At 68.7% G+C, this 19176-nt stretch carries 21 protein-coding genes; 10 read left to right on the top strand and 11 right to left on the bottom strand.

The annotated features are described in order from the left end of the window. The 6 genes from NNZ72_RS21930 to NNZ72_RS21905 all read right to left on the bottom strand — a co-directional run. Positions 1-930 (bottom strand): methyltetrahydrofolate cobalamin methyltransferase (locus NNZ72_RS21930; protein ID WP_257317813.1); only part of this gene is annotated, 930 nt, incomplete at its 3' end. Positions 931-1157: 227 nt separating this feature from the next. After that, entirely contained in the window at positions 1158-2252 is a 1095-nt protein-coding gene (locus tag NNZ72_RS21925) for a methylenetetrahydrofolate reductase (RefSeq protein WP_257317812.1), read from the bottom strand. 3 nt (positions 2253-2255) lie between these two features. Beyond that, complete coding sequence (locus NNZ72_RS21920; RefSeq protein ID WP_257317811.1) at positions 2256-2831, bottom strand: methylenetetrahydrofolate reductase C-terminal domain-containing protein; 576 nt, start codon at positions 2829-2831, stop codon at positions 2256-2258. Next, entirely contained in the window at positions 2824-3126 is a 303-nt protein-coding gene (locus NNZ72_RS21915; protein WP_257317810.1) for a virulence factor, read from the bottom strand. The genes NNZ72_RS21920 and NNZ72_RS21915 overlap by 8 nt, the downstream gene beginning before the upstream one ends. Positions 3127-3331: 205 nt before the next feature. Further along, positions 3332-4090 (bottom strand): formyl transferase, encoded by a 759-nt coding sequence (locus tag NNZ72_RS21910; protein WP_257317809.1) that lies wholly within the window; start codon positions 4088-4090, stop codon positions 3332-3334. Between the two features lie 168 nt (positions 4091-4258). Continuing rightward, the gene (locus tag NNZ72_RS21905; RefSeq protein ID WP_257317808.1) at positions 4259-4900 is read right to left on the bottom strand and encodes a DUF1638 domain-containing protein; all 642 of its coding nucleotides are present in this window, start codon (positions 4898-4900) and stop codon (positions 4259-4261) included. A gap of 16 nt (positions 4901-4916) precedes the next feature. Between NNZ72_RS21905 and NNZ72_RS21900 the strand changes: the two genes are divergently transcribed. Further along, positions 4917-5075: an entericidin domain-containing protein gene (locus tag NNZ72_RS21900; RefSeq protein ID WP_257317807.1), complete on the top strand. Its 159-nt coding sequence runs from the start codon at positions 4917-4919 to the stop codon at positions 5073-5075. A 185-nt stretch (positions 5076-5260) separates the two neighbouring features. Here NNZ72_RS21900 and NNZ72_RS21895 read toward each other — a convergent pair whose 3' ends face one another. Beyond that, positions 5261-5959, bottom strand: coding sequence for a cobalamin B12-binding domain-containing protein (locus tag NNZ72_RS21895; protein WP_257317806.1), 699 nt, complete (start codon positions 5957-5959; stop codon positions 5261-5263). Positions 5960-6291: 332 nt separating this feature from the next. Here NNZ72_RS21895 and NNZ72_RS21890 point away from each other — a divergent pair, with 332 nt between their 5' ends. The 7 genes from NNZ72_RS21890 (at position 6292) to NNZ72_RS21860 (ending at position 13223) form a co-directional block, all read left to right on the top strand. Beyond that, positions 6292-7863 carry a trimethylamine methyltransferase family protein gene (locus NNZ72_RS21890; protein WP_257317805.1) on the top strand — a complete coding sequence of 524 codons (1572 nt, stop codon included), beginning with the start codon at positions 6292-6294 and terminating at the stop codon, positions 7861-7863. 68 nt (positions 7864-7931) lie between these two features. Continuing rightward, the gene (locus tag NNZ72_RS21885; RefSeq protein WP_371747806.1) at positions 7932-8660 is read left to right on the top strand and encodes a ferredoxin; all 729 of its coding nucleotides are present in this window, start codon (positions 7932-7934) and stop codon (positions 8658-8660) included. 84 nt (positions 8661-8744) lie between these two features. Further along, positions 8745-9437, top strand: coding sequence for a phosphodiester glycosidase family protein (locus tag NNZ72_RS21880; protein ID WP_257317803.1), 693 nt, complete (start codon positions 8745-8747; stop codon positions 9435-9437). Positions 9438-9517: 80 nt separating this feature from the next. Further along, the gene (locus NNZ72_RS21875; RefSeq protein WP_257317802.1) at positions 9518-10039 is read left to right on the top strand and encodes an RNA polymerase sigma factor; all 522 of its coding nucleotides are present in this window, start codon (positions 9518-9520) and stop codon (positions 10037-10039) included. Positions 10040-10055: 16 nt separating this feature from the next. Next, complete coding sequence (locus NNZ72_RS21870) at positions 10056-12002, top strand: vWA domain-containing protein (protein WP_257317801.1); 1947 nt, start codon at positions 10056-10058, stop codon at positions 12000-12002. Between the two features lie 73 nt (positions 12003-12075). After that, positions 12076-12288: a hypothetical protein gene (locus NNZ72_RS21865; protein WP_257317800.1), complete on the top strand. Its 213-nt coding sequence runs from the start codon at positions 12076-12078 to the stop codon at positions 12286-12288. A 47-nt stretch (positions 12289-12335) separates the two neighbouring features. Beyond that, positions 12336-13223 (top strand): LysR family transcriptional regulator, encoded by an 888-nt coding sequence (locus tag NNZ72_RS21860; protein ID WP_257317799.1) that lies wholly within the window; start codon positions 12336-12338, stop codon positions 13221-13223. Here the strand turns inward: NNZ72_RS21860 and NNZ72_RS21855 are convergent. After that, positions 13208-13555, bottom strand: coding sequence for a hypothetical protein (locus tag NNZ72_RS21855; protein ID WP_257317798.1), 348 nt, complete (start codon positions 13553-13555; stop codon positions 13208-13210). The genes NNZ72_RS21860 and NNZ72_RS21855 overlap by 16 nt on opposite strands. A 105-nt stretch (positions 13556-13660) precedes the next feature. Here NNZ72_RS21855 and NNZ72_RS21850 point away from each other — a divergent pair, with 105 nt between their 5' ends. Further along, a complete protein-coding gene (locus NNZ72_RS21850; RefSeq protein ID WP_257317797.1) occupies positions 13661-14281 on the top strand; it encodes a helix-turn-helix transcriptional regulator in 621 nt (206 codons plus the stop codon). Beyond that, entirely contained in the window at positions 14278-15411 is a 1134-nt protein-coding gene (locus NNZ72_RS21845) for an aminotransferase class I/II-fold pyridoxal phosphate-dependent enzyme (RefSeq protein WP_257317796.1), read from the top strand. The genes NNZ72_RS21850 and NNZ72_RS21845 overlap by 4 nt, the downstream gene beginning before the upstream one ends. A 145-nt stretch (positions 15412-15556) precedes the next feature. Here the strand turns inward: NNZ72_RS21845 and bmt are convergent, their stop codons facing one another. The 3 genes from bmt to NNZ72_RS21830 form a co-directional block, all read right to left on the bottom strand. Then, entirely contained in the window at positions 15557-16573 is a 1017-nt protein-coding gene (bmt, locus tag NNZ72_RS21840) for a betaine--homocysteine S-methyltransferase (protein ID WP_257317795.1), read from the bottom strand. 75 nt (positions 16574-16648) lie between these two features. Next, positions 16649-17692, bottom strand: a complete 1044-nt coding sequence (locus NNZ72_RS21835; protein ID WP_257317794.1) for a quaternary amine ABC transporter ATP-binding protein — start codon at positions 17690-17692, stop codon at positions 16649-16651. A gap of 160 nt (positions 17693-17852) precedes the next feature. Next, positions 17853-18851 carry a glycine betaine ABC transporter substrate-binding protein gene (locus NNZ72_RS21830; protein WP_257317793.1) on the bottom strand — a complete coding sequence of 333 codons (999 nt, stop codon included), beginning with the start codon at positions 18849-18851 and terminating at the stop codon, positions 17853-17855. Between the last annotated feature and the right edge of the window lie 325 nt (positions 18852-19176).

The raw sequence follows: 19176 nt of genomic DNA, 5'->3' as shown, positions 1-19176 counted from the left end.
TGCACGGCCGCCGCGACGGCCGCCGCCGCCGGCCGCCGGCGCCGCCGCCGCGGTGGCGCCGCCCTCGGCGGGCTTGTGGTCGCGGTAGGTCATGATCCAGTTGGTGCAGTTCGGGTCGGTGCCGCTCAGGACGTTGGCGGCGCGCACCGCCTCCATCTCCTGCGGTCGGCAGGGGTTCATGATGGCGGAGGTCATGCCCGCGCCGATCACCATCGGGATGAAGCCGGCATTGATGCCGTGGCGGTGCGGCAGGCCGAAGGAGATGTTGGAGAGGCCGCAGGTCGTGTTGACCTTCAGCTCGTTGCGCAGGCGATAGAGAAGCTGGAAGACCTGGCGGCCGGCGTCGCCCAGCGCGCCGATCGGCATGACGAGCGGGTCGACCACCACGTCCTCCGGCTTGATGCCGTGGTCCATGGCGCGCTCGACGATCTTCTTGGCGACGGCGAAGCGGACGTCCGGGTCCATGGAGATGCCCGATTCGTCGTTGGAGATGGCGACGACCGGCACGTCGTATTTCTTGACCAGCGGCAGGATGGCCTCGAGCTTCTCCTCCTCGCCGGTGACGGAATTGACGAGCGGGCGGCCCTTGGCGACCTTGAGGCCGGCCTCGATCGCCGCCGTCACCGAACTGTCGATGGCGAGCGGGATGTCGACGAGGCCCTGGACGATCTCCAGCGTCTGCACCAGGAGGCCCGGCTCCGTCTCGTTCGGGTTGACGGAGGTGACGCCCGCATTGATGTCGAGCATCGTCGCGCCGGCGGCGACCTGCTCCAGCGCGTCCTTGATGACGGTCTCGAAATTGCCCTCGATCATCTCGGCGGCGAGCTTCTTGCGGCCGGTCGGGTTGATGCGCTCGCCGATCACGCAGAAGGGCTGGTCGAAGCCGATGACGATCTCGCGGGTGGCGGAAGCGACGATGGTACGGGTCATATAGGGTCCTCTTGGGCGGGGCGCTGGGTGTGGTCTAGCGCGCGATTTTCGGTGTTGCAATGCTGGTCGGCGGCTGGAGCGGGAGCCCCCTCATCCGGCCCTTCGGGCCACCTTCTCCCCGAGGGGAGAAGGGAAACGAGATGCCGGCGTTCTTCCCCTTCTCCCCGGCGGGGAGAAGGTGCCGGCAGGCGGATGAGGGGGGTGTTCCAACATGGCTGGCTTTCCGTTCAATGCGGCTGACGGGCGGCTTTCTGCGCCATCTGCTGCTGGTCCTGTTCCTGGCCGCTGCGGGCGGCCTCGATGCGTTCGGCGACGAGCTGGTCGACGGGGTTCGGCTCGCGTTTCCAGGGCTGGCGGCCCTTGAGCACGCCCGACTCGTGGACGATCTCGGCGACATATTCCTCCTGGCGATAGGCCATGACGTGGACGCCCGACACGCCCTCGATCTCCTTCACCTCGTTGATGATGTCGATGCAGAGCTGCTTGCCTTCCTTCTTCTGGTCCTCGGCGCCTTCGAGGCGCGCGATGACCGAATCCGGGATATGGATGCCCGGCACGTTGGAGCGGATCCATTTCGCCGTCTTGGCGGACGCCATCGGCCCGACGCCGACGAGGATGAAGCATTTCTCGTCGAGGCCGAGGTCGCGCACCTTCTTCATGTATTCGCGGAACATCGGCACGTCGAAGCAATACTGGCTCTGCACGAACTGCGCGCCGGCCTCGATCTTCTTGGCGAGCCGGTAGGGGCGGAAGTCGTAGGGCGGCGCGAACGGATTGATCGCCGCACCCAGAAAAACCTTCGGCGGCGTCGTCAGCTTGCGGCCGGAGAGGAATTTCGCATTGTCGCGCATGATGCGCACGGTTTCCAAGAGCGACATGCAGTCGAGGTCGAAGACGGGCTTGGCGCCCGGCTGGTCGCCGGCCTGCACGCCGTCGCCGGTGAGGCACATGATGTTGCACACGCCCATGGCGGCGGCACCCAGCACGTCGCCCTGGATGGCGATGCGGTTCTTGTCGCGGCAGGCGATCTGCATGATCGGCGCGTAGCCCATGCGGGTCAGCAGCGCGCAGATGCCGACCGAGGACATGTGGCAGTTCGCCCCCGAGGCGTCGACCGCGTTGATGCCGTCGACCCAGCCGTCGAAGATCGCCGCGCGCTGGTAGACGTCCTCCGGGTTGGCGCTGTCGGGCGGGTTGAGCTCGGCCGTGACGGCGAATTCGCCGCGGCGCAGCACGCGCTCCAGCCGCCCGAGCGAGGAATGGCCGGGCAGCGGATCGAGCGGCAGGTGCGGCCCGAGCGGGTTCTCGTCGATATGCGCCATGGATCAGGCGTCCTTTCCGGCGGCGGCCTCGCGGGCGGCGGCGGCTTCCGCCGTCACCCGCAGCCAGGAGGAGGTTTCGCGCAGCGACTGGTTCACCGGCTTCTGCACGTTCATGATGGCGTCTCCCCGGACCATGTTGCGCGAGCCCTTCCACGCCTGGACCCAGACGCAGGGCATGTCCGGCTCGACCTCGCAATGGCCGTTGGCGCGGACGCCGCCGCAGGGACCGTTCCTCAACTGTTTCGGACAGTTCATCGGGCAGGACATGCCGGTCGACGACAGCGCGCACTGGCCGCACATGCGACAGTCGAACAGGAAGTCCTTCACGTGACGCTCGACGAAGGTGATCGGCCGTTCCACCCGTTCGTAGCCGAAGAACTTCCAGACGGGATGGAGCAGCAGGAAGGCGGCGGCGAAGCGGTTGTAGAACCACTCGAAGAAGCGCGAGTGGCGCACCGCCCAGAGCCGCACGGTGTATTTGCGGCGGGCACGGCGGTTCGGCGAGACGCCGGCCGGCGTGTAGGCGCCGGTCGCGGCCTTCTTCGCCGGCGCGGCGTTGCCGGGCTTCGGGTCAGCCATTCTCGCGCCCCCCGGCCTTGACGAGGGCGACGAGGCGCTCGCGGTCGTAGGCGGCTTCGAGCTCGGCGGCGGTCTTGTCGGCCTCCGCCTCCAGGTCGTCGGAGACCGGGACCGGATCGGCCTTGCGCCAGTCGGCGAGGTAGTCGTCGGTCTCAGAGGCGCCGGTGCGCATGGCGCACATGTCGATCGCCTCGGTGAAGCGCAGCGAGAGTTCCCGCTTGGCGCTCCTGCGGCCCTGCTTGACGATGACCTGGGCGGGAATGTCGCGCCAGTAGACGATGATGCGGTCTGCCATGTCGAATGTTCTCCCGGAGCGTCTGCGTGTTTCTCCGAACCGCGGAAACGCTCCTCCTCTTTTCGCAAGTCCGGACGGAAAGCCGTCGCACGCTTTTCCTGGAATTGCTTCAGCGCTGACAATGCTTTCTGGCCGCGGCGCGGGCTTCACTCGCCACGACTGCCCCATGCTCAAAAACGACGCGGGATTTCGCGATATTGACGGATCACCAGATGCCGCGCGTCATGCCCGTCCAGAGCCAGCTCCAGACCGGCGGATGATACCATTGACGCGAGGGCCCCGCCATTTCCCGCGGCCTGAGCGTGCCGGCGACGGCGTCGCGCATCGCCTGGACGACGATCCCCGTCGAGGCGGCCGTCTGGAGCAGGGGATAGGTGTGGATCGTGTCGCGTTTCGACGGCGTCATGCGGTGCTGGTAGAGGACGCCGCCGGTGTCGACGCCGGCATCGACGAGATGGACGGTCGCGCCGAAATTCTCCTCGTCGCGCATCACCCGCGCCCAGTAGCCGCCCTGCAGCCCGCGATAGCGCGGGTTGATGCCGGCATGGAAATTGAGGACGGGGCAGGCGATGGCGGCGAGCGTGTCGCGCGTCAGCATGCGGCAGCTGACGAGGAGAAGCGCCCGCGGGCGGATCTCGTCCAGCGCGCGCAGGAATTCGGGGCTGTTGGCGGAGGGGACGGCGATGCGGCGGATTTGCGAGTCGGGATAAGGGTTTGCGGCGAATTGCTGAAGGATTTCCTCGGTCCGCGCGCGGGTGAAGCGCTTGCCGACTTTCGACACGACCATGGTGGTAAGCTGGCCGAGCGCCTGCGCCCAGCCGAGCTTTTTCGCCCGCCGCCGGATGAAGAGTTTTTTCGATTCCGGCTGCTCCTCGATGACGACGAGGTCGGGGAATTCGGCCTTCAGCGCGTTGACGACGATTTCCGGATTGGGGCCGGGCTGAATCAGGACGGCGACGGTCATCGAACGGTCTCGCGTTGCGGGGTGCCCCTCATCCGGCTGCCGCCACCTTCTCCCCGTGAACGGGAGAAGGGGCCTGCCGCGCCGTATCGCTCCCTCTCCCCGCTTGCGGGGAGAGGGTCGGGTGAGGGGCGATTTCGTGCAGTCTTACCGCAAAGACCTAACCGATCCTTAGCGCGCCCGCAGCAGTTCGGCCGTCAGGTCGCCGTAGCCGGTGTGGCGGTACTCGTATTCGAGGCCGAGATAGGCGGCGGCCTCGCGCGCCTTCTCCTGCAGCGCCTCGTCCTCGATCTGCGAGAGATAGACGAGGCGGGTGTAGTTGCCGAAATACATGTCCTTCAGGTCCGGGTGGCGGTCGAGGCCGAGCGGCTCGATGACGAAGGAGCGGAACTGGCGGGCGAGGAAATCGGTGAGGAAGAAGGCGGTGACGTCGTCGTCCTTCTCGGCGAAGGCGTCGTTGCCGGTGAAGAAGGAATAACAGTGCGGCCCGGCGATGCGCTCCACGCCCTCGCGCTCGCAGAGCCGGTCGAGCAGCCCGCCGGTGCCGCAATCGGCATAGCCGACGAAGATGCGCCCGTAGCCCGCCGCGCGCGCCTCGGCGATCGCCTGTTCCACGCCGGGGGTGATCTTCTGCGGATGGGCGTGCCAGATGGCGGGAAGACAGACGAGGTCGATGTGGTCGAGGCCGTTCGCCGCGCGGATGGCGAGGACCTCGCGGGCGATGGCACCGCAGGCGATGACGCGAACCTTTTCGGCGTTCGGGCGTTTCTCAAGCGGGCTTTCGTGCCGAACTTCCGAATCGAACTCATCCATGAAGGGACTCCCGACCATGATAGCGACACAGCTTTCCCGTATCGGCATCGTTCTCGCCGCGCTCCTGGCGCTCAGCGCCTGCGGCAACACCATTCGCGGCATGGGTCAGGATACGGCCAATGCCGTCGATGCGACGCAGGACGCCGGCAACCGCGTCGCCGGCGCCGCCGAGTAACGGCTCCGCCTCCTAGACGGGGAGGTCGCCGCCGCGGAGCGGCGGGTGGGGGCGATCGCACGACGGCGTCTGCCGCGCCACCCCACCCCGGACCTCCGGTCCGACCTTCCCGTCGAGGGGAGGGTGGGAACCCGGCCTTCGCCGCGCGGCGCACGAGGGCGCCGTGCGGACCGATCGAGGGCGCCTCAGGCGCCGGCAAGCATGTTGTGCTTGCGCTTGATGTATTCCTTCGCCGTCTCCACGGCCACCGCCGCGTCGCGGCAGTAGGCGTCGGCGCCGACGGCCTTGCCGAACTCCTCGTTGAGCGGCGCGCCGCCGACGAGCACGATATAGTCGTCGCGCAGGCCCTTCTCCTTCATCGTGTCGATGACGACCTTCATGTAGGGCATGGTGGTGGTGAGCAGCGCCGACATGCCGAGGATGTCCGGCTGCTCGCGCTCCAGCGCTTCGAGATAGTTCTCGACCGGGTTGTTGATGCCGAGGTCGATGACGTCGAAGCCGGCGCCCTCCATCATCATGCCGACGAGGTTCTTGCCGATGTCGTGGATGTCGCCCTTGACGGTGCCGATCACCATCTTGCCCTGCTTCGGCGCGCCGGTGGCAGCGAGAAGCGGGCGCAGGATGTGCATGCCGGCCTTCATGGCGTTGGCCGACAGCAGCACTTCCGGCACGAAGAGGATGCCGTCGCGGAAGTCGACGCCGACGATGCGCATGCCCTCGACCAGCGCCTGGGTAAGGATGTCGTAGGGGGCCCAGCCGCGCTCCAGCAGGATGCGGGTGCCTTCCTCGATCTCCTCCTTCAGGCCGTCGTAGAGGTCGTCGTGCATCTGCTGCACAAGCTCTTCGTCGGAGAGATCGGCGAGAATGATTTCGTCGTCAGACATGGGTTTTCCTCGTCTCCATCGGCACTGCAAGGGGCAGGTGCGTCGGACAATTGATAGCTTCCAAAGCGCGCGGACCTGTTTTCGAAAGCGACGCCGCATGGGATGAAAAGCGACCCGCCGAACGCTTCTTCCATCCATAACGCGCAAAGCCGTGAATTGACAGCGCAAACAGGACAATGGCGCTACGATCTTTTCCGTTTTGCCGCTATGGTCGGCGGTGTCCAGCGTGCGCCATGGCTTGGCGCATAAAGACCCGTCCCGCCCCGGCGGCTTGCTAGCATAAGGCGAGGGTGCCGTTCGGCACTGGAGACAATTCTTGAGGAAACGGCACCATGAATGAGGAAATCCGGCAGGTCGAAGGCGAGGGCGGCGGACGACGTTCGCGCGAGGGACGGGGAGCTGCGGCGCGTCGCGCGTCGCGCACGGGCGGCGGTCCCGGCCCGTCGCTTCCCTATATCCGGCGCAAGATCCGCGAATACGAGGTCCTCGACGAGGAGGGCCTGCAGCTGATCGAGCGCAATGCCGACCGGGTGCTGGAGGAGATCGGCATCGAGTTCCGCGAGGACCCGGAGGCGCTCGCGCTCTGGAAGGAGGCCGGCGCCGACGTCAGGGGCGAGCGCGTGCACTTCCCGAAGGGCCTCTGCCGCGAGCTGCTGAAGACCGCGCCCTCGACCTTCACCTGGCACGCGCGCAACGGCGAGCGCAATTGCGAGATCGGCGGCAAGGCCACCGTCTTCGCCCCCGTCTACGGCCCGCCCTTCGTGCGAGACCTCGAAGGCAACCGCCGCTATGCGACGATCGAGGATTTCCGCAACTTCGTGAAGCTCGCCTACATGGCGCCGTCGATGCATTCGTCCGGCGGCACGGTCTGCGAGCCGGTCGACGTGCCGGTGAACAAGCGCCACCTCGACATGGTCTACAGCCACATCAAATATTCCGACAAGCCGTTCATGGGCTCGGTCACGGCGCCGGAGCGCGCCGAGGACACGATCGCCATGGCCAAGATCGTCTTCGGCGAGGATTTCGTCGAGAACAACACGGTGACGCTGAACCTCATCAACGCCAACTCGCCGATGGTCTTCGACGAGACCATGGTGGGGGCGCTCAAGGTCTATGCGCGCCACAACCAGGCCTGCGTCGTCTCGCCCTTCATCCTGTCGGGCGCGATGAGCCCGGTCACGGTCGCCGGCACGCTGACGCAGATCCTCGCCGAGGTGCTGGCCGGCGCCTCCTTCACCCAGCTCATCCGCAAGGGCGCGCCGGTGCTGTTCGGCACGTTCGCCGCCTCGATCTCGATGCAGTCGGGCGCGCCGACCTTCGGCACGCCGGAGCCGTCGCTGGTCTCCTACGGCGCGGCGCAGCTCGCCCGCCGGCTCGGCCTGCCGTTCCGCACGGGCGGCTCGCTCTGCGGCTCCAAGGTGCCGGATGCCCAGGCCGCGCACGAATCGGCCAACACGATCAACATGACGCTGCTCGCCGGCACGAATTTCGTGCTGCATGCCGCCGGCTGGCTCGAGGGCGGCCTCGTCTCGTCCTACGAGAAGTTCATGATCGACCAGGACCAGCTCGGCATGATGCAGAAGATGGCCGAGGGCGTCGACCTGTCGGAGAACGCGCAGGCGCTCGACGCCATCCGCGAGGTCGGCCCCGGCAGCCACTATCTCGGCTGTGCCCACACGCAGGCGAACTTCCAGACCGCCTTCTACCGCTCGCCGCTCGCCGACAACAATTCGTTCGAGCAGTGGGAGATCGAGGGCTCCAAGCGCATCGAGGAACGCGCCAACGCGCTCTGCCGCACCTGGCTGGAGAGCTACGAGGCGCCCCATCTCGACCCGGCGATCGACGAGGCACTGCTCGCCTTCGTCGCCAAGCGCAAGGAATCGATGCCCGACGCCTTCACCTGAAAGGGTCCCGATCGCGCCAGGGAGCAAGGCGGAGCGGCGCGGGTGGCCGACATGATCCAGAAGGAGGTCTGGCGCCCGCACTACGAACTGAAGGGGGATCCGACCCGGTGAGGGCGCGCTCTCCCGACCTCGATGCGGTCCGTGCGGCGCTTGCGCCGCACGGCCTTTTCTTGCGCGGGGTCGTTCATTTCGAGGCGGGAGACGGGCCGCTCCTCGACGACGGGCGGAGTGCCGCGACCGTCGTGCTCGTCGGCAATGCCGGCGGTTCGCTGTGGCCCGCCTTCTCGCGCTGGCGCGCCGGACAGGCGGACGGGGGCGGGGAGAACCCGCTCGACGACTGGTCGAAGGCGGTGATCCGCCCCGTCGCCGCTGCGGCCGGGGCGGACGTCTGGTTCCCCTCCGACCCGCCCTGGCAGCCGTTCCAGCGATGGGCGATCAGGGCGGAGGGGCTGAAACCGTCGCCGCTCGGCATCCTCATCCATCCCGTCTACGGCCTCTGGCACGGATATCGCGCGGCGCTGGGCTTCGCCGGGCTGGTGGGCGCGGCGACGCGTCCGGCCGGCCCGCATCCCTGCGACACCTGCGCGAAAAAGCCGTGCCTCTCCACCTGTCCCGCCGGGGCGGTGCGGCCGGAGGGCTTCGACGTCGCCGCCTGCCGCGCGCATCTGCGCACGCCCGAAGGGCAGGCGGGCTGCATGCAGCTCGGCTGCCTTGCCCGCGCGGCCTGTCCGGTCGGGGCGGACCATCGCTATCCCGTGAAGCAGCTCCGGTTCCATATGGCGGCGCTGTCGCTATGATCTAAAATCGCCGCATTGGCGGGAGAGGTCTCGTTCATGCGCGCCGTTCTGTTCCTTTGCCTCCTGCTCCTCCCGTGTGTCGCCATGGCCGAACCGCCGAAATGTGCCCGCATCGAGCATCTCTCCGGCCGCTACGTCGTCTGCACCTTCGATCCGGCGGCGGACGACATCCGCCTCTACGGTGCGGCGACGCTCGGCAAGGGCGGGGCGACCTACGACCGGCTGCGCACGCATCTCCTGCGCAAAGGCGAGCACATGAGCTTCGGCATGAACGGCGGCATGTACCATCCGGACTACGGCCCGGTCGGCCTGCTGGTCGAGGGCGGCCGGGAGAGGGGCGCGCTCAACCATGCGGATGCGGCCGGCAATTTCTTCCTCAAGCCGAACGGGGTGTTCTGGGTGGCGGACGGCAGGGCCGGCGTGACGGAGACGGAGGCCTATGCGCGCGCCGGGATCGCGCCCGGGCAGGCGACGCAGTCGGGGCCGATGCTGGTCGTCGACGGGAAGATCCATCCGAGGTTCCTGCCCGGCGGCACCAGCCTGCAGGTCCGCAACGGCGTCGGCATCCTGCCGGACGGGCGCGTCGCCCTGGCGATCTCGCAGACCCGCGTCCGCTTCCACAATTTCGCGACGCTCTTCCGCGACCGGCTCGGCTGCCGCAATGCGCTGTTCCTCGACGGCAGCATCTCCAGCCTCTTCTCGCCGGAGATGCGCCGCCATGACCGCGGGGCGATGATGGGCACGATCATCGCCGTCGTGAAGCCGCTGCCCTGGTGAAAAAAAAATCTTGCGTCCGCCCCAAGGATCGGCGGCCGCCGGACGTCACAGGGTCGGACAGGTGCAATCGGGATGGGCCCGTGGAAACAGAACTCGTCGAGCGGGCGGCATCGGGAGACCGGGACGCCTTCGCCCGCCTCATCGAAAGCCGCTACGATTTCATCCATGCCGTCGCCTGGCGATGGTGCGGCGACAGGCAGGACGCGGAGGACGTCGCGCAGGACGTCTGCATCCGCCTCGCCACGGCGATCCGCGGCTTCAGGAGCGCGAGCCGCTTCGGCACCTGGCTCTATGCGGTCACGCTGAACGCGGCGCGCGACCAGCTGCGCAAGCGGCGGCGCGCCGAATGGCGCGAGGCCGCGTATCTGCGCGAACAGGCGGTGCTGGGCTGCGGCGAGGCGGAAGACGACGGCGAGGCGCTGTGGCGGGCGGTGCGGCAGCTGCCCGACAGGCAGCGCGACGCCGTGCTGCTGATCTACGGCGAGGGGCTCAGCCACGCGGCGGCGGCCGACGTTCTGGGCTGCGCCGAGACGACGGTTTCCTGGCATGTGCACGAGGCCCGCAAGCGCCTGAAGGTGCTGCTTCGCGACGACGCCGCGTGACGGAAGGACGAAGACGATGACCGGACCAGACCTCGACAGACTTTCCCGCCGGATGCCGCCGGCCCCGGACGCGGCCGCCCGCGCCCGCGCGCTTGCCGCCGCCATGCAGGCCTTCGGCGAATCGGAAAAAAAGGCGGCCGCCCCCCAAGGATCGGCCGTGGGCGGGCGTCGAAGCTCCATCCTCAACCGGATCTGGAGCCCCGTCATGAACCGCAGACTTCTCGCCGGCTCGGCGCTTGCCACGCTTCTCCTCGTGCCCGTCGCCGGCCTCGTCACCTATGAGCTGGTGCGCAGCGGCACCGTCGCGCTCTCGCCCGAAACGCCGTCCGCCGACCGGCGGAAGCAGGAGGCGGCCGTGCCCCTCGAGGAGCTGGCGCGCGACAGCGAGGTCGCCGCCGAACCGGCGCCGCTCGCCGAGAGCGCGGACGACGTCGCCGTCGGCGGCGCGGTGCCGCAGCTTGCGCTGCGCAAGCAGTCGGCCGTGCCGGCGTCGGGCGGCGACGCCGTGATGCTGCCGATGCCGCGCCCGGAGGAGCGCGAGCGCTTTTCCTCCGCCGACCCGAACCCCGTGAAGAGCGTGGCGACCGACCCGGTCTCCACCTTCTCCGCCGACGTCGACACGGCCTCCTATTCCTTCGTGCGCCGCGCGCTGATGGCGGGGCAGCTGCCGGAGCGCGACGCCGTGCGCGTCGAGGAGATGGTCAACTATTTCCCCTACGACTGGCCGGGGCCGGAGACGGCGGAGACGCCCTTCAAGGCGACCGTCACCGTGACGCCGACGCCGTGGAACGATAACACCGAGCTCCTGCATATCGGCATCAAGGGTTTCGAGACGGCGCGCACGGAGCAGCCTCCGGCCAATCTCGTCTTCCTGATCGACGTCTCGGGCTCGATGGACGAGCCGGACAAGCTGCCGCTCCTGAAGGGCGCCTTCCGCCTGCTCGTCGGCACGCTGAAGGAGACGGACACGGTCGCCATCGTCACCTATGCCGGCAATGCCGGCGTGGTGCTGGAGCCGACGGCGGCGAAGGAACGGGACAAGATCCTTGCCGCCATCGACACGCTTTCGCCCGGCGGCTCGACGGCGGGGGCGGCCGGCATCGAGACGGCCTATGCGCTCGCCGCCAAGGCGTTCAAAAAGGACGGCGTCAACCGCGTGATGCTGGCGACGGACGGCGATTTCAACGTCGGCCCGGCGCGCGGCGACGAGCTCACGCGGCTGATCGAGGAGAAGCGCAGGGGCGGCATCTTCCTCTCCGTGCTCGGCTTCGGCCGCGGCAACTACAACGACGGCACGATGCAGGCGCTGGCGCAGAACGGCAACGGCACCGCCGCCTATATCGACACGCTGGCCGAGGCCGAGAAGACGCTGGTGGAGGAGGCGGGCGCCGCGCTCTTCCCGATCGCCAAGGACGTGAAGTTCCAGGTCGAGTTCAATCCGGCGCGGATCGCCGAATACCGGCTGATCGGCTACGAGACGCGGGCGCTCGACCGCGAGGACTTCAACGACGACAGGGTCGACGCCGGCGACATCGGCTCCGGCCACCGCGTCACCGCGATCTACGAGATCACGCCGAAGGGCAGCCCCGCCACGCTCAACGATCCGCTGCGCTACGGCGGGGAGGACGCGGCGGCGCCTGCCGCCGCGGGCGGCGAGCTCGCCTTTCTGAAGATGCGCTGGAAGAAGCCGGACGGCGACGCGAGCGAGCTCGCGACGCGGCCGGTGACGGATGCGGATGACGTCGGCGATTTCGCGCAGGCCTCCGCGGACGTGCGCTTCTCCGTGGCGGTCGCCGCCTTCGGGCAGAAGCTCAAGGGCGTGCCCGCCCTGCAGGACTATGCCTACGGCTCGATCCTCGGGCTTGCGGAAGCCGCGCGCGGCGACGATCCCTTCGGCTACCGCGCCGAGTTCGCCAAGCTCATCCGGCTCGCCGGCGGTCTTGCGGGCGAGGGGGGGCGATAGGGCGGAAGGGCAGGATCTTCGCGTTGCTGCGCGGGCGGGGCTCGATCGCCCCGCCTTCGGGCGCCCGCATGCCGTGGAGGGCCGCGTCATCCGGCATCAGGCCGGCATCGGCGAGGAGGCGGGCGTCGCCGCGCGTAACAAGGCGGCGGAAGGCGCGCCGCTCGGCGGCGGCCTGCGCGGCGCGGGAGACGAGGAGCCGGAGTTTTCCGGCGAGACGTGCGAGAGGGCCCATGGCCATGCCTTTCAAGATTCCTGCCAAGAGCCAAGCAGAGGCATGGACATTTGACAAACGAATAGCGATGATGGCAGCCATCAGGAAAAGAGATTGCAGCCATGTTCCCGCCGCTCGAAAGCGATCTTCTGCGCATCTTCGTCGCCGTCGCCCGGGCCGAGAACGTCACGCGTGCCGCCGACGCGCTCGGCCGCACCCAGTCGGCCGTCAGCATGCAGGTGCGCAAGCTGGAGGATTCCATCGGCGTGGCGCTGTTCGAGCGGGGGCCGCGCGGCGTGTCGCTGACGGCGGAAGGCGAGCGGCTCCTGCCCTATGCCCAGCGCATCGTCGGCCTCGTCGACGAGACGACGGCGGTGATGCGCACCAAGCCGCTCGACGGGCAGGTGCGCGTCGGCATCCCGGAGGAATACAGCCAGACGGTGCTGCCGCGCGCGCTCGCCGCCTTTTCCGAGACGCATCCGGCGACGGAGGTGACGGTGCTGTGCGGCTACACGGCGCAGCAGATGGAGGCGCTGGAGGCCGGCCGGCTCGACCTTGCCGTGATCTTCGACTGGCGCGACGGGGTGAGCGGCGAGCTGCTCGCCATCGATCCGACCGTCTGGGTGACCTCGGTCGCCCATGACCGGCATCTGGAGCGGCCGCTGCCGATCGCCGTCTACTGGCGCTCGAGCTGGTGCCGCGACTTCGCGCTGCGCTCGCTCGATCTGCACGCGATCCCGTACCGCACCGCCTATACCTGCGACACGAGCAGCGGCCTGCGCTCGGCCGTCACCAGCGGGCTCGCCGTCGCGCCGCTGTCGCGCAGCACGCTGCCGGCGGGCACGCGCGAGCTGACGCTGTCGGACGGCTTCCCGCAGATCGATTCCTCGCGCGTGGTGCTGAAGCGCAATCCGCGCCGGAAGAGCCCGGCGATCGACGGGCTCGCCGACACGATCCGCAAGGCCTTCGCGCCGCTTGGCGCCGCCGAGCCAGTTCAGGCCTTCGGATAGGCGCGGTCGAGCCCGCCGGAGCGGGCGAGGCCGGCGCGGAAGGCCGCATAGGCGGCGTGCTGGCTGGAGCGGGCGATCTCCATCAGCCGCCCCTGCAGGCGCCCCGGCGCCGCGGCACCCAGCCATTCGCCGAGCCGTTCCAGCTTCAGCGTGTTGAGGACGCGGGCGGCGGCGGCGCGGTCGATATAGAGGCCGAGGCCTTCGAGCAGGTTCTCGTCCTGCTGCGGGTTCTCCATCAGCAGGGCGAGCCAGGCGCGCTCGGGCTCGCCCAGCGTCGCAAGCTTGTCGGCGACGGTCTCCCGGTCCGGAAAGGCGGCAGGTTCTGCGTTCATGGTCACCCCCGATGAATCGTGCCTTCTCTGGATAGGCCGGTCATTCCCCGGCCGCAAGCGGCATGACATATTGACAATATGTCCAATAATGGATGAATAGTCTGCATGACATCGTCCGCCGACGCCCTGCTCGCCGCCCATGCCGCCACCGCCGAGGCCGTGGCGGCGCTTCTGCATCCCCATGCCGAGGTCGTGCTGCACGACCTTGCGAGCGGGCGGATCGCCGGCATCTGGAACGCCCTTTCCGGGCGCCGGCCGGGGATGGAATCGCTCGTCGACGACGTTCCCGGCGACGGACGCGTGTTCGGCCCCTACGAGAAGACCGCCGGGGACGGCAGGCGCCTCAAGTCGGTGACCGCCGTCCTCGCCGATCCGGCCGGCCTCTTCTGCATCAACCTCGACGTCTCGCAGTTCGATGCGGCGGCGCGGCTGCTCTCCGCCTTCTCCGGCGCGGCGGCGCCGCGGCCGCCGTCGCTCTTCGCCGGCGACTGGCGGGAGGAGATCAACACGGCGCTGCACGGCTGGCTGCGCGAGCGCGGCCTGACGGTGCCGGCGCTGAAGCGGGGCGACCGGGTCGCGCTGGTGGCGGCGCTCGACGCGCGGGGCCTCTTCCTCACCCGCAACGCCGTCGACCATCTCGCCGGCCTCCTCGGCGCCTCGCGCGCCTCGATCTACAACTATCTCGCCGCTGCAAGGCGCTCGAACCAGAAGGACAGGACGCCGTGACGCTGCTGCCGGATTTCCGACTCGAAACCCATTTCTCGCGCTGGGAGTTCAAGGCGCGCCATCACATGACGGCGAGCGACGCCGAGACGATGACGATGGCCGAGCTCCTGGCGCTCGCCGGCCCGGAGGACCGCGAGGCCTGGGAGCGCGCGTCGCTCGGCTATACCGAGACCTGGGGCGCGCCGGCGCTGCGCGAGACGATCGCCTCCACCTACGACACGCTGTCGGGCGCCGACATCCTCACCTTCGCCGGGGCGGAGGAGGGGCTCTACTGCGCGATGCTGGCGCTCCTGGAACCGGGCGACCACGCGGTCGTCACCGTGCCGAACTACCAGTCGATGGAGACGCTGCCGGTCACCATCGCCGGCAACGTCACCGGCGTCGCGCTCCGCCCGGAGAACCGCTGGCAGCCCGATCTCGACGACGTGCGGGCGGCGCTGCGGCCGGAGACGAAGCTCGTCGCCGTCAACTTCCCGAACAACCCGACCGGGGTCGTCGCCGATCCGGACGTCTTCCGCGGCCTCGCCGACCTCTGCGCCGGACGCGGCATCCATCTCTTCTCCGACGAGGTCTATCGCGGGCTGGAACTCGATCCGGCAAGGCGCCTGCCGCAGGCGGCCGATCTCTACGAGCGGGCGCTGTCGCTCAACGTCATGTCCAAGGCCTACGGCCTGCCGGGCTTGCGCATCGGCTGGATCGCCAGCCGCGACCACGCGCTCCTGTCGCGCATGGAGAAGACGAAGCACTATCTCTCCATCTGCAATTCAAGGCCATCCGAGGTGCTGGCCGGCATCGCGCTCAAGGCGCGCGAAGGGATCCTTGCGCGCAACCGGGCGCTCTGCGCGGAAAACCTGGAGAAACTCGCGGCCTTCTTCGCCGCTAGGCCGCATCTCTACGAATGGGCCGCGCCCGACGGCGGCTGCGTCGCCTTCCCGCGCTATCTGGGGGCGGACGGCGTCGAGGAGCACTGCCGCAGGCTGGTCGAGGAGAAGGGCGTGCTGCTCCTGCCGGCGAGCCTCTACGTCTCCGACCTGCTGCCGGTCCCGGCCGACCGCTTCCGCGTCGGCTTCGGCCGGCGCGACATCGATGCCGGGCTTTCCGCCTGGGCGGAATTTCTCGACGGGAATTGAGGGGCGCGCACCCCCTCATCCGGCTGCCGCCACCTTCTCCCCGGCGGGGAGAAGGAAGATTGCGGGACCGTCAGCATTTCCCCTTCTCCCCGCCGGGGAGAAGGTGGCCCGAAGGGCCGGATGAGGGGGCCGAAAGGCCCTCCGTTCACCCGCGGCGGCGGCCGCCGCGTTCGCGGGCGGGCTGGCCGCCGCCCTCGTTGGCGGTCTTGTTGCGCAGCGGGCCGATCTTCTCGACGATCGTCTCCAGCGTCGGCCGCTCGCGCGGCGTGTGCGCGTCGAGCGCCACGCGCATCGCCGCGAGGTGCTCGCACGAGGTGCCGCAGCAGCCGCCGATGATGCGCGCGCCGGCGTCGCGGGCGAGCCGCGCATATTCGGCCATCAGCGGCGGCGTGCCGGAATAGTGGATCTCGGCGCCGCGATATTCCGGGATGCCGCAATTGCCCTTGACGACGACCGTGGCGGACGGATCGGCGCCGGTCATGTCGAGGAGCGAGGAGAGGATATCGGAGGCGCCGACGCCGCAATTGGCGCCGACGGCGAGCGGCCCGGGGCCGATGTCGCCCGCGACCGCATGGATGTCCTTCGGATGCAGGCCCATCATCGTCTTGCCGGCCGTGTCGAAGGACCCGGTATAGACGAAGGGCAGGCCGACCCTGACGGCGGCCTCCGCCGCCGCGCGGATCTCCTCCGGCGACGACATGGTCTCGATCCAGGCGACGTCGACGCCGCCCGCCTTCAGCCCCTCCATCTGCTCGGCGAAGGCGGCGACCGCGTCCTCGTAGGTCAGCGCGCCGAGCGGCACCATGAGCTCGCCGGTCGGGCCGACCGAGCCGGCGACGATCACCGTGCGCGGCGCCGCGTCGGCGACCGCGCGGGCGATTTCCGCGGCCCTTTTGTTGAGATCGAAGACGCGGTCCTGCGCATGGTGCAGCTTCAGGCGGTGGCGCGTGCCGCCGAAGGTGTTGGTGAGGATGATGTCGGCCCCGGCGTCGACGAAGTCCCGGTGCAGCTTGGTGATGTTTTCCGGCTTCGCCTCGTTCCAGAGCTCCGGCGCCTCGCCGGCCTCCAGCCCCATGGCGAAGAGCGAGGTGCCCGTCGCCCCGTCGGCGAGCAGGAACGGCTTTTCGGCAAGGAGCTCGGCGAGGGGGTTCGTCGCGGTCATGGGGCACATCCTTCTGTTTGCCGCATCATATAAAGATTTCTTTATGTGATTGCAACGACGGATCGCCCGTCCGCCTCAGGCCGCCTTCGTCTCGTGGTCCGCCGAGGTCACCATGGCGGCGATGATGCCGGAGAGGCTGAGGGCGCCGATCGGCCGGTTCGCCTCGTCGACGACGTGGCCGGCCGTCTGCTGGGCGCCGGTGAGCGCGCGGGCGGCCGCCTCCAGCACCGTGCCCCTGGCGATCGGCATGCCGACCGGATCGCCCGTGAGCGGCTCCATGATCGTCTCGACATGGACGACGCGGCCGCGGTTCACCTCCTTGACGAAGGCGGTGATGTAGTCGTCGGCCGGGTTCAGCACGATCTCCTGGCCCGTTCCCTGCTGCACCACCATGCCGTCGCGCAGGATGGCGATCTTGTCGCCGAGGCGCAGCGCCTCGTCGAGGTCGTGGGTGATGAAGACGACGGTCTTCTTCAGGTCCTTCTGCAGCTCGAGCAGCACGGTCTGCATGTCGACGCGGATCAGCGGGTCGAGCGCCGAATAGGCCTCGTCCATCAGCAGGATGTCGGCGTCGTTCGTCAGCGCCCGGGCGAGGCCGACGCGCTGCTGCATGCCGCCGGAAAGCTGGTTCGGATAGTGGTTCTCGAAGCCGGAGAGGCCGACGCGGGCGATCCACTCGCGCGCGCGCTTCTCGCGCACGTCGCCGGCGATGCCCTGGATCTCCAGGCCGTAGACGGTGTTCTCCAGCACCGTGCGGTGCGGCAGCAGCGCGAATTTCTGGAAGACCATCGCCGTCTTGTGGCGGCGGAACTCGCGCAGGTCCCTCTCGTTCATCCGACAGACGTCGACGCCGTCGTAGAGGACCTCGCCCGCGGTCGGGTCGATCAGGCGGTTGATGTGGCGGATCAGCGTCGACTTGCCGGAGCCCGAGAGCCCCATCACCACCATGATGCCGCCGGCCGGCATGGAGATGTTGATGTCGCGCAGGCCGAGCACATGGCCGTATTTCTGGTTCAGCTCCGCCTTGCCGAGGCCGTTCCTGACGGCCTCGACGTAGTCCGCGCCGCGCGGTCCGAAGATCTTGTAGAGGTTGCGGACCTCGATTGCGTGACTGACCATCAAATCCCTCCGCGTTGCGTTTCGCCGTTCCCGATTCATTTCCGCCCTCGTGCGGGGCGGCGTCCTTGCCGCCATTATGCGGCGGTGTTGCCGTCTCTCGTCGCATGGATTGTCGTCGCATATCGTACTGTTTGCGACGTCGCGTGCATGCTGGGGCGCATCAAAGCGCCGCCTCGACCCGTCTTGCCACGTCCGGCGTCACCCATTGGCGCCAGAGGTCCGGATAGGTCCTGAGGAAATGGCGGGCGGCATCCTCGGTCGTGCCGCCGTTCTCGTCCATCCAGGCGAGCACCTGCCCGACCGTGCCGTTGTCCCAGCGGCGCACCTTCATGTAGTCCATCGCCACCGCCGCCTTTTCGGAGAAGGCCTTGGTGACGACCGTGAAGACGTCGGAGGTCGGATAGGAATTGACCTTCGGCGCCGGGCAGTCCGGCACGCTGGTGCAGGTGTCCCATTCCGCCTTGTCGTGGTCGACGCCGAAGGAGAGCTTCGTCATCTGGTAGCGGCCGAGCAGCGAGGTCGGCGCCCAATAATAGCCGAGCCAGCCGGTCTTGTTCTCGAAGGCCGCGGCGATCGACCGGTCGAGTTCCTCGGCCGTGGCCGCCTCGACGAGTGTGAAGCCCGCCTTGTCCGCTTCAAGCGCGCGGAAGAGATTGGCCGTCGTCACCCGGCAGTTCCAGCCGGGCGGGCAGGAGTGGACGGCGCCCCTGGACGGGTCCGCGGCGCCGGGAAAGAGGTCGGGATGCTGCAGCGCGTCCTGCACGGTGCGGATGTCGGGGTGGCTCTCGGCGATGAAGCGCGGCATCCACCAGCCCTCCACGCCGCCTTCCGACAGGATCGGCGAAAGCTGGATCAGCCGGCCCTCGGCGATCGCCGCGTCGAGCGGCGCGCGCACGGCGTTCACCCACATTTCCGGGGCGACGTCCGGCTCGCCGCTCCCGTCCATCGAGGCGAAGGTCGGCATCGTGTCGCCGGCAACGAGCGTCACCGTGCAGCCGTAGCCGCTTTCGAGGATGATCCGGTCGACATGGGCGGCCACGCCGGCCGAGGCCCATTTCATCTCGGCGACCGAGACGGCGCCGCAATCGGCCGCGCGCGCCTCGCCCGCGAGCGGGCAGAGACAGGCGGCGAGCAAGGCCGATGCGATGAGCGTCTTCATCGTGTCCAGATCTCCCAGTGCCGGATGCGGACGACGCCGGTCTCGCCCCGTCGCGCCGGCCGTGACGGTAGCCTACGGGTCTGACCGGATAAATCAACCTCCCGCGGGCAAAAGCCGGCGCGGGCGGCGCCGCCGCGCGCCGAAAAAGCGCGCGATTCATCTTTGCTTAAGCTCTCGATAACGGTCCGGTAAGGATGTCCGGCTAAATGTTCTCGCACGGCGGGGGACACCGCCGCCCGCTCCGGAAAGGTATCGCGTACCGGGGTGACCGGGCGCCGACGCGTTTTTGTCGGACGCCGCCATGCGTATCTGGCAAGCCGTGCAT

It is taken from the genome of Shinella pollutisoli (assembly GCF_024609765.1).
Taxonomy (GTDB): domain Bacteria; phylum Pseudomonadota; class Alphaproteobacteria; order Rhizobiales; family Rhizobiaceae; genus Shinella; species Shinella pollutisoli.
Note: the sequence above shows the minus strand (reverse complement) of the source record. Positions and strands in the feature narration are given on the sequence as shown.

Excerpts from the sequence above, each read along its gene's own strand:
- NNZ72_RS21890 (WP_257317805.1), top strand. The coding sequence starts at position 6,292 with ATGAATGAGGAAATCCGGCAGGTCGAAGGCGAGGGCGGCGGACGACGT.
- NNZ72_RS21855 (WP_257317798.1), bottom strand. The coding sequence starts at position 13,555 with ATGAACGCAGAACCTGCCGCCTTTCCGGACCGGGAGACCGTCGCCGAC.
- NNZ72_RS21830 (WP_257317793.1), bottom strand. The coding sequence starts at position 18,851 with ATGAAGACGCTCATCGCATCGGCCTTGCTCGCCGCCTGTCTCTGCCCG.
- NNZ72_RS21835 (WP_257317794.1), bottom strand. The coding sequence starts at position 17,692 with ATGGTCAGTCACGCAATCGAGGTCCGCAACCTCTACAAGATCTTCGGA.
- NNZ72_RS21915 (WP_257317810.1), bottom strand. The coding sequence starts at position 3,126 with ATGGCAGACCGCATCATCGTCTACTGGCGCGACATTCCCGCCCAGGTC.
- bmt (WP_257317795.1), bottom strand. The coding sequence starts at position 16,573 with ATGACCGCGACGAACCCCCTCGCCGAGCTCCTTGCCGAAAAGCCGTTC.
- NNZ72_RS21925 (WP_257317812.1), bottom strand. The coding sequence starts at position 2,252 with ATGGCGCATATCGACGAGAACCCGCTCGGGCCGCACCTGCCGCTCGAT.
- NNZ72_RS21870 (WP_257317801.1), top strand. The coding sequence starts at position 10,056 with ATGACCGGACCAGACCTCGACAGACTTTCCCGCCGGATGCCGCCGGCC.
- NNZ72_RS21895 (WP_257317806.1), bottom strand. The coding sequence starts at position 5,959 with ATGTCTGACGACGAAATCATTCTCGCCGATCTCTCCGACGAAGAGCTT.
- NNZ72_RS21920 (WP_257317811.1), bottom strand. The coding sequence starts at position 2,831 with ATGGCTGACCCGAAGCCCGGCAACGCCGCGCCGGCGAAGAAGGCCGCG.
- NNZ72_RS21905 (WP_257317808.1), bottom strand. The coding sequence starts at position 4,900 with ATGGATGAGTTCGATTCGGAAGTTCGGCACGAAAGCCCGCTTGAGAAA.
- NNZ72_RS21880 (WP_257317803.1), top strand. The coding sequence starts at position 8,745 with ATGGCCGAACCGCCGAAATGTGCCCGCATCGAGCATCTCTCCGGCCGC.
- NNZ72_RS21910 (WP_257317809.1), bottom strand. The coding sequence starts at position 4,090 with ATGACCGTCGCCGTCCTGATTCAGCCCGGCCCCAATCCGGAAATCGTC.
- NNZ72_RS21900 (WP_257317807.1), top strand. The coding sequence starts at position 4,917 with ATGATAGCGACACAGCTTTCCCGTATCGGCATCGTTCTCGCCGCGCTC.
- NNZ72_RS21860 (WP_257317799.1), top strand. The coding sequence starts at position 12,336 with ATGTTCCCGCCGCTCGAAAGCGATCTTCTGCGCATCTTCGTCGCCGTC.
- NNZ72_RS21850 (WP_257317797.1), top strand. The coding sequence starts at position 13,661 with ATGACATCGTCCGCCGACGCCCTGCTCGCCGCCCATGCCGCCACCGCC.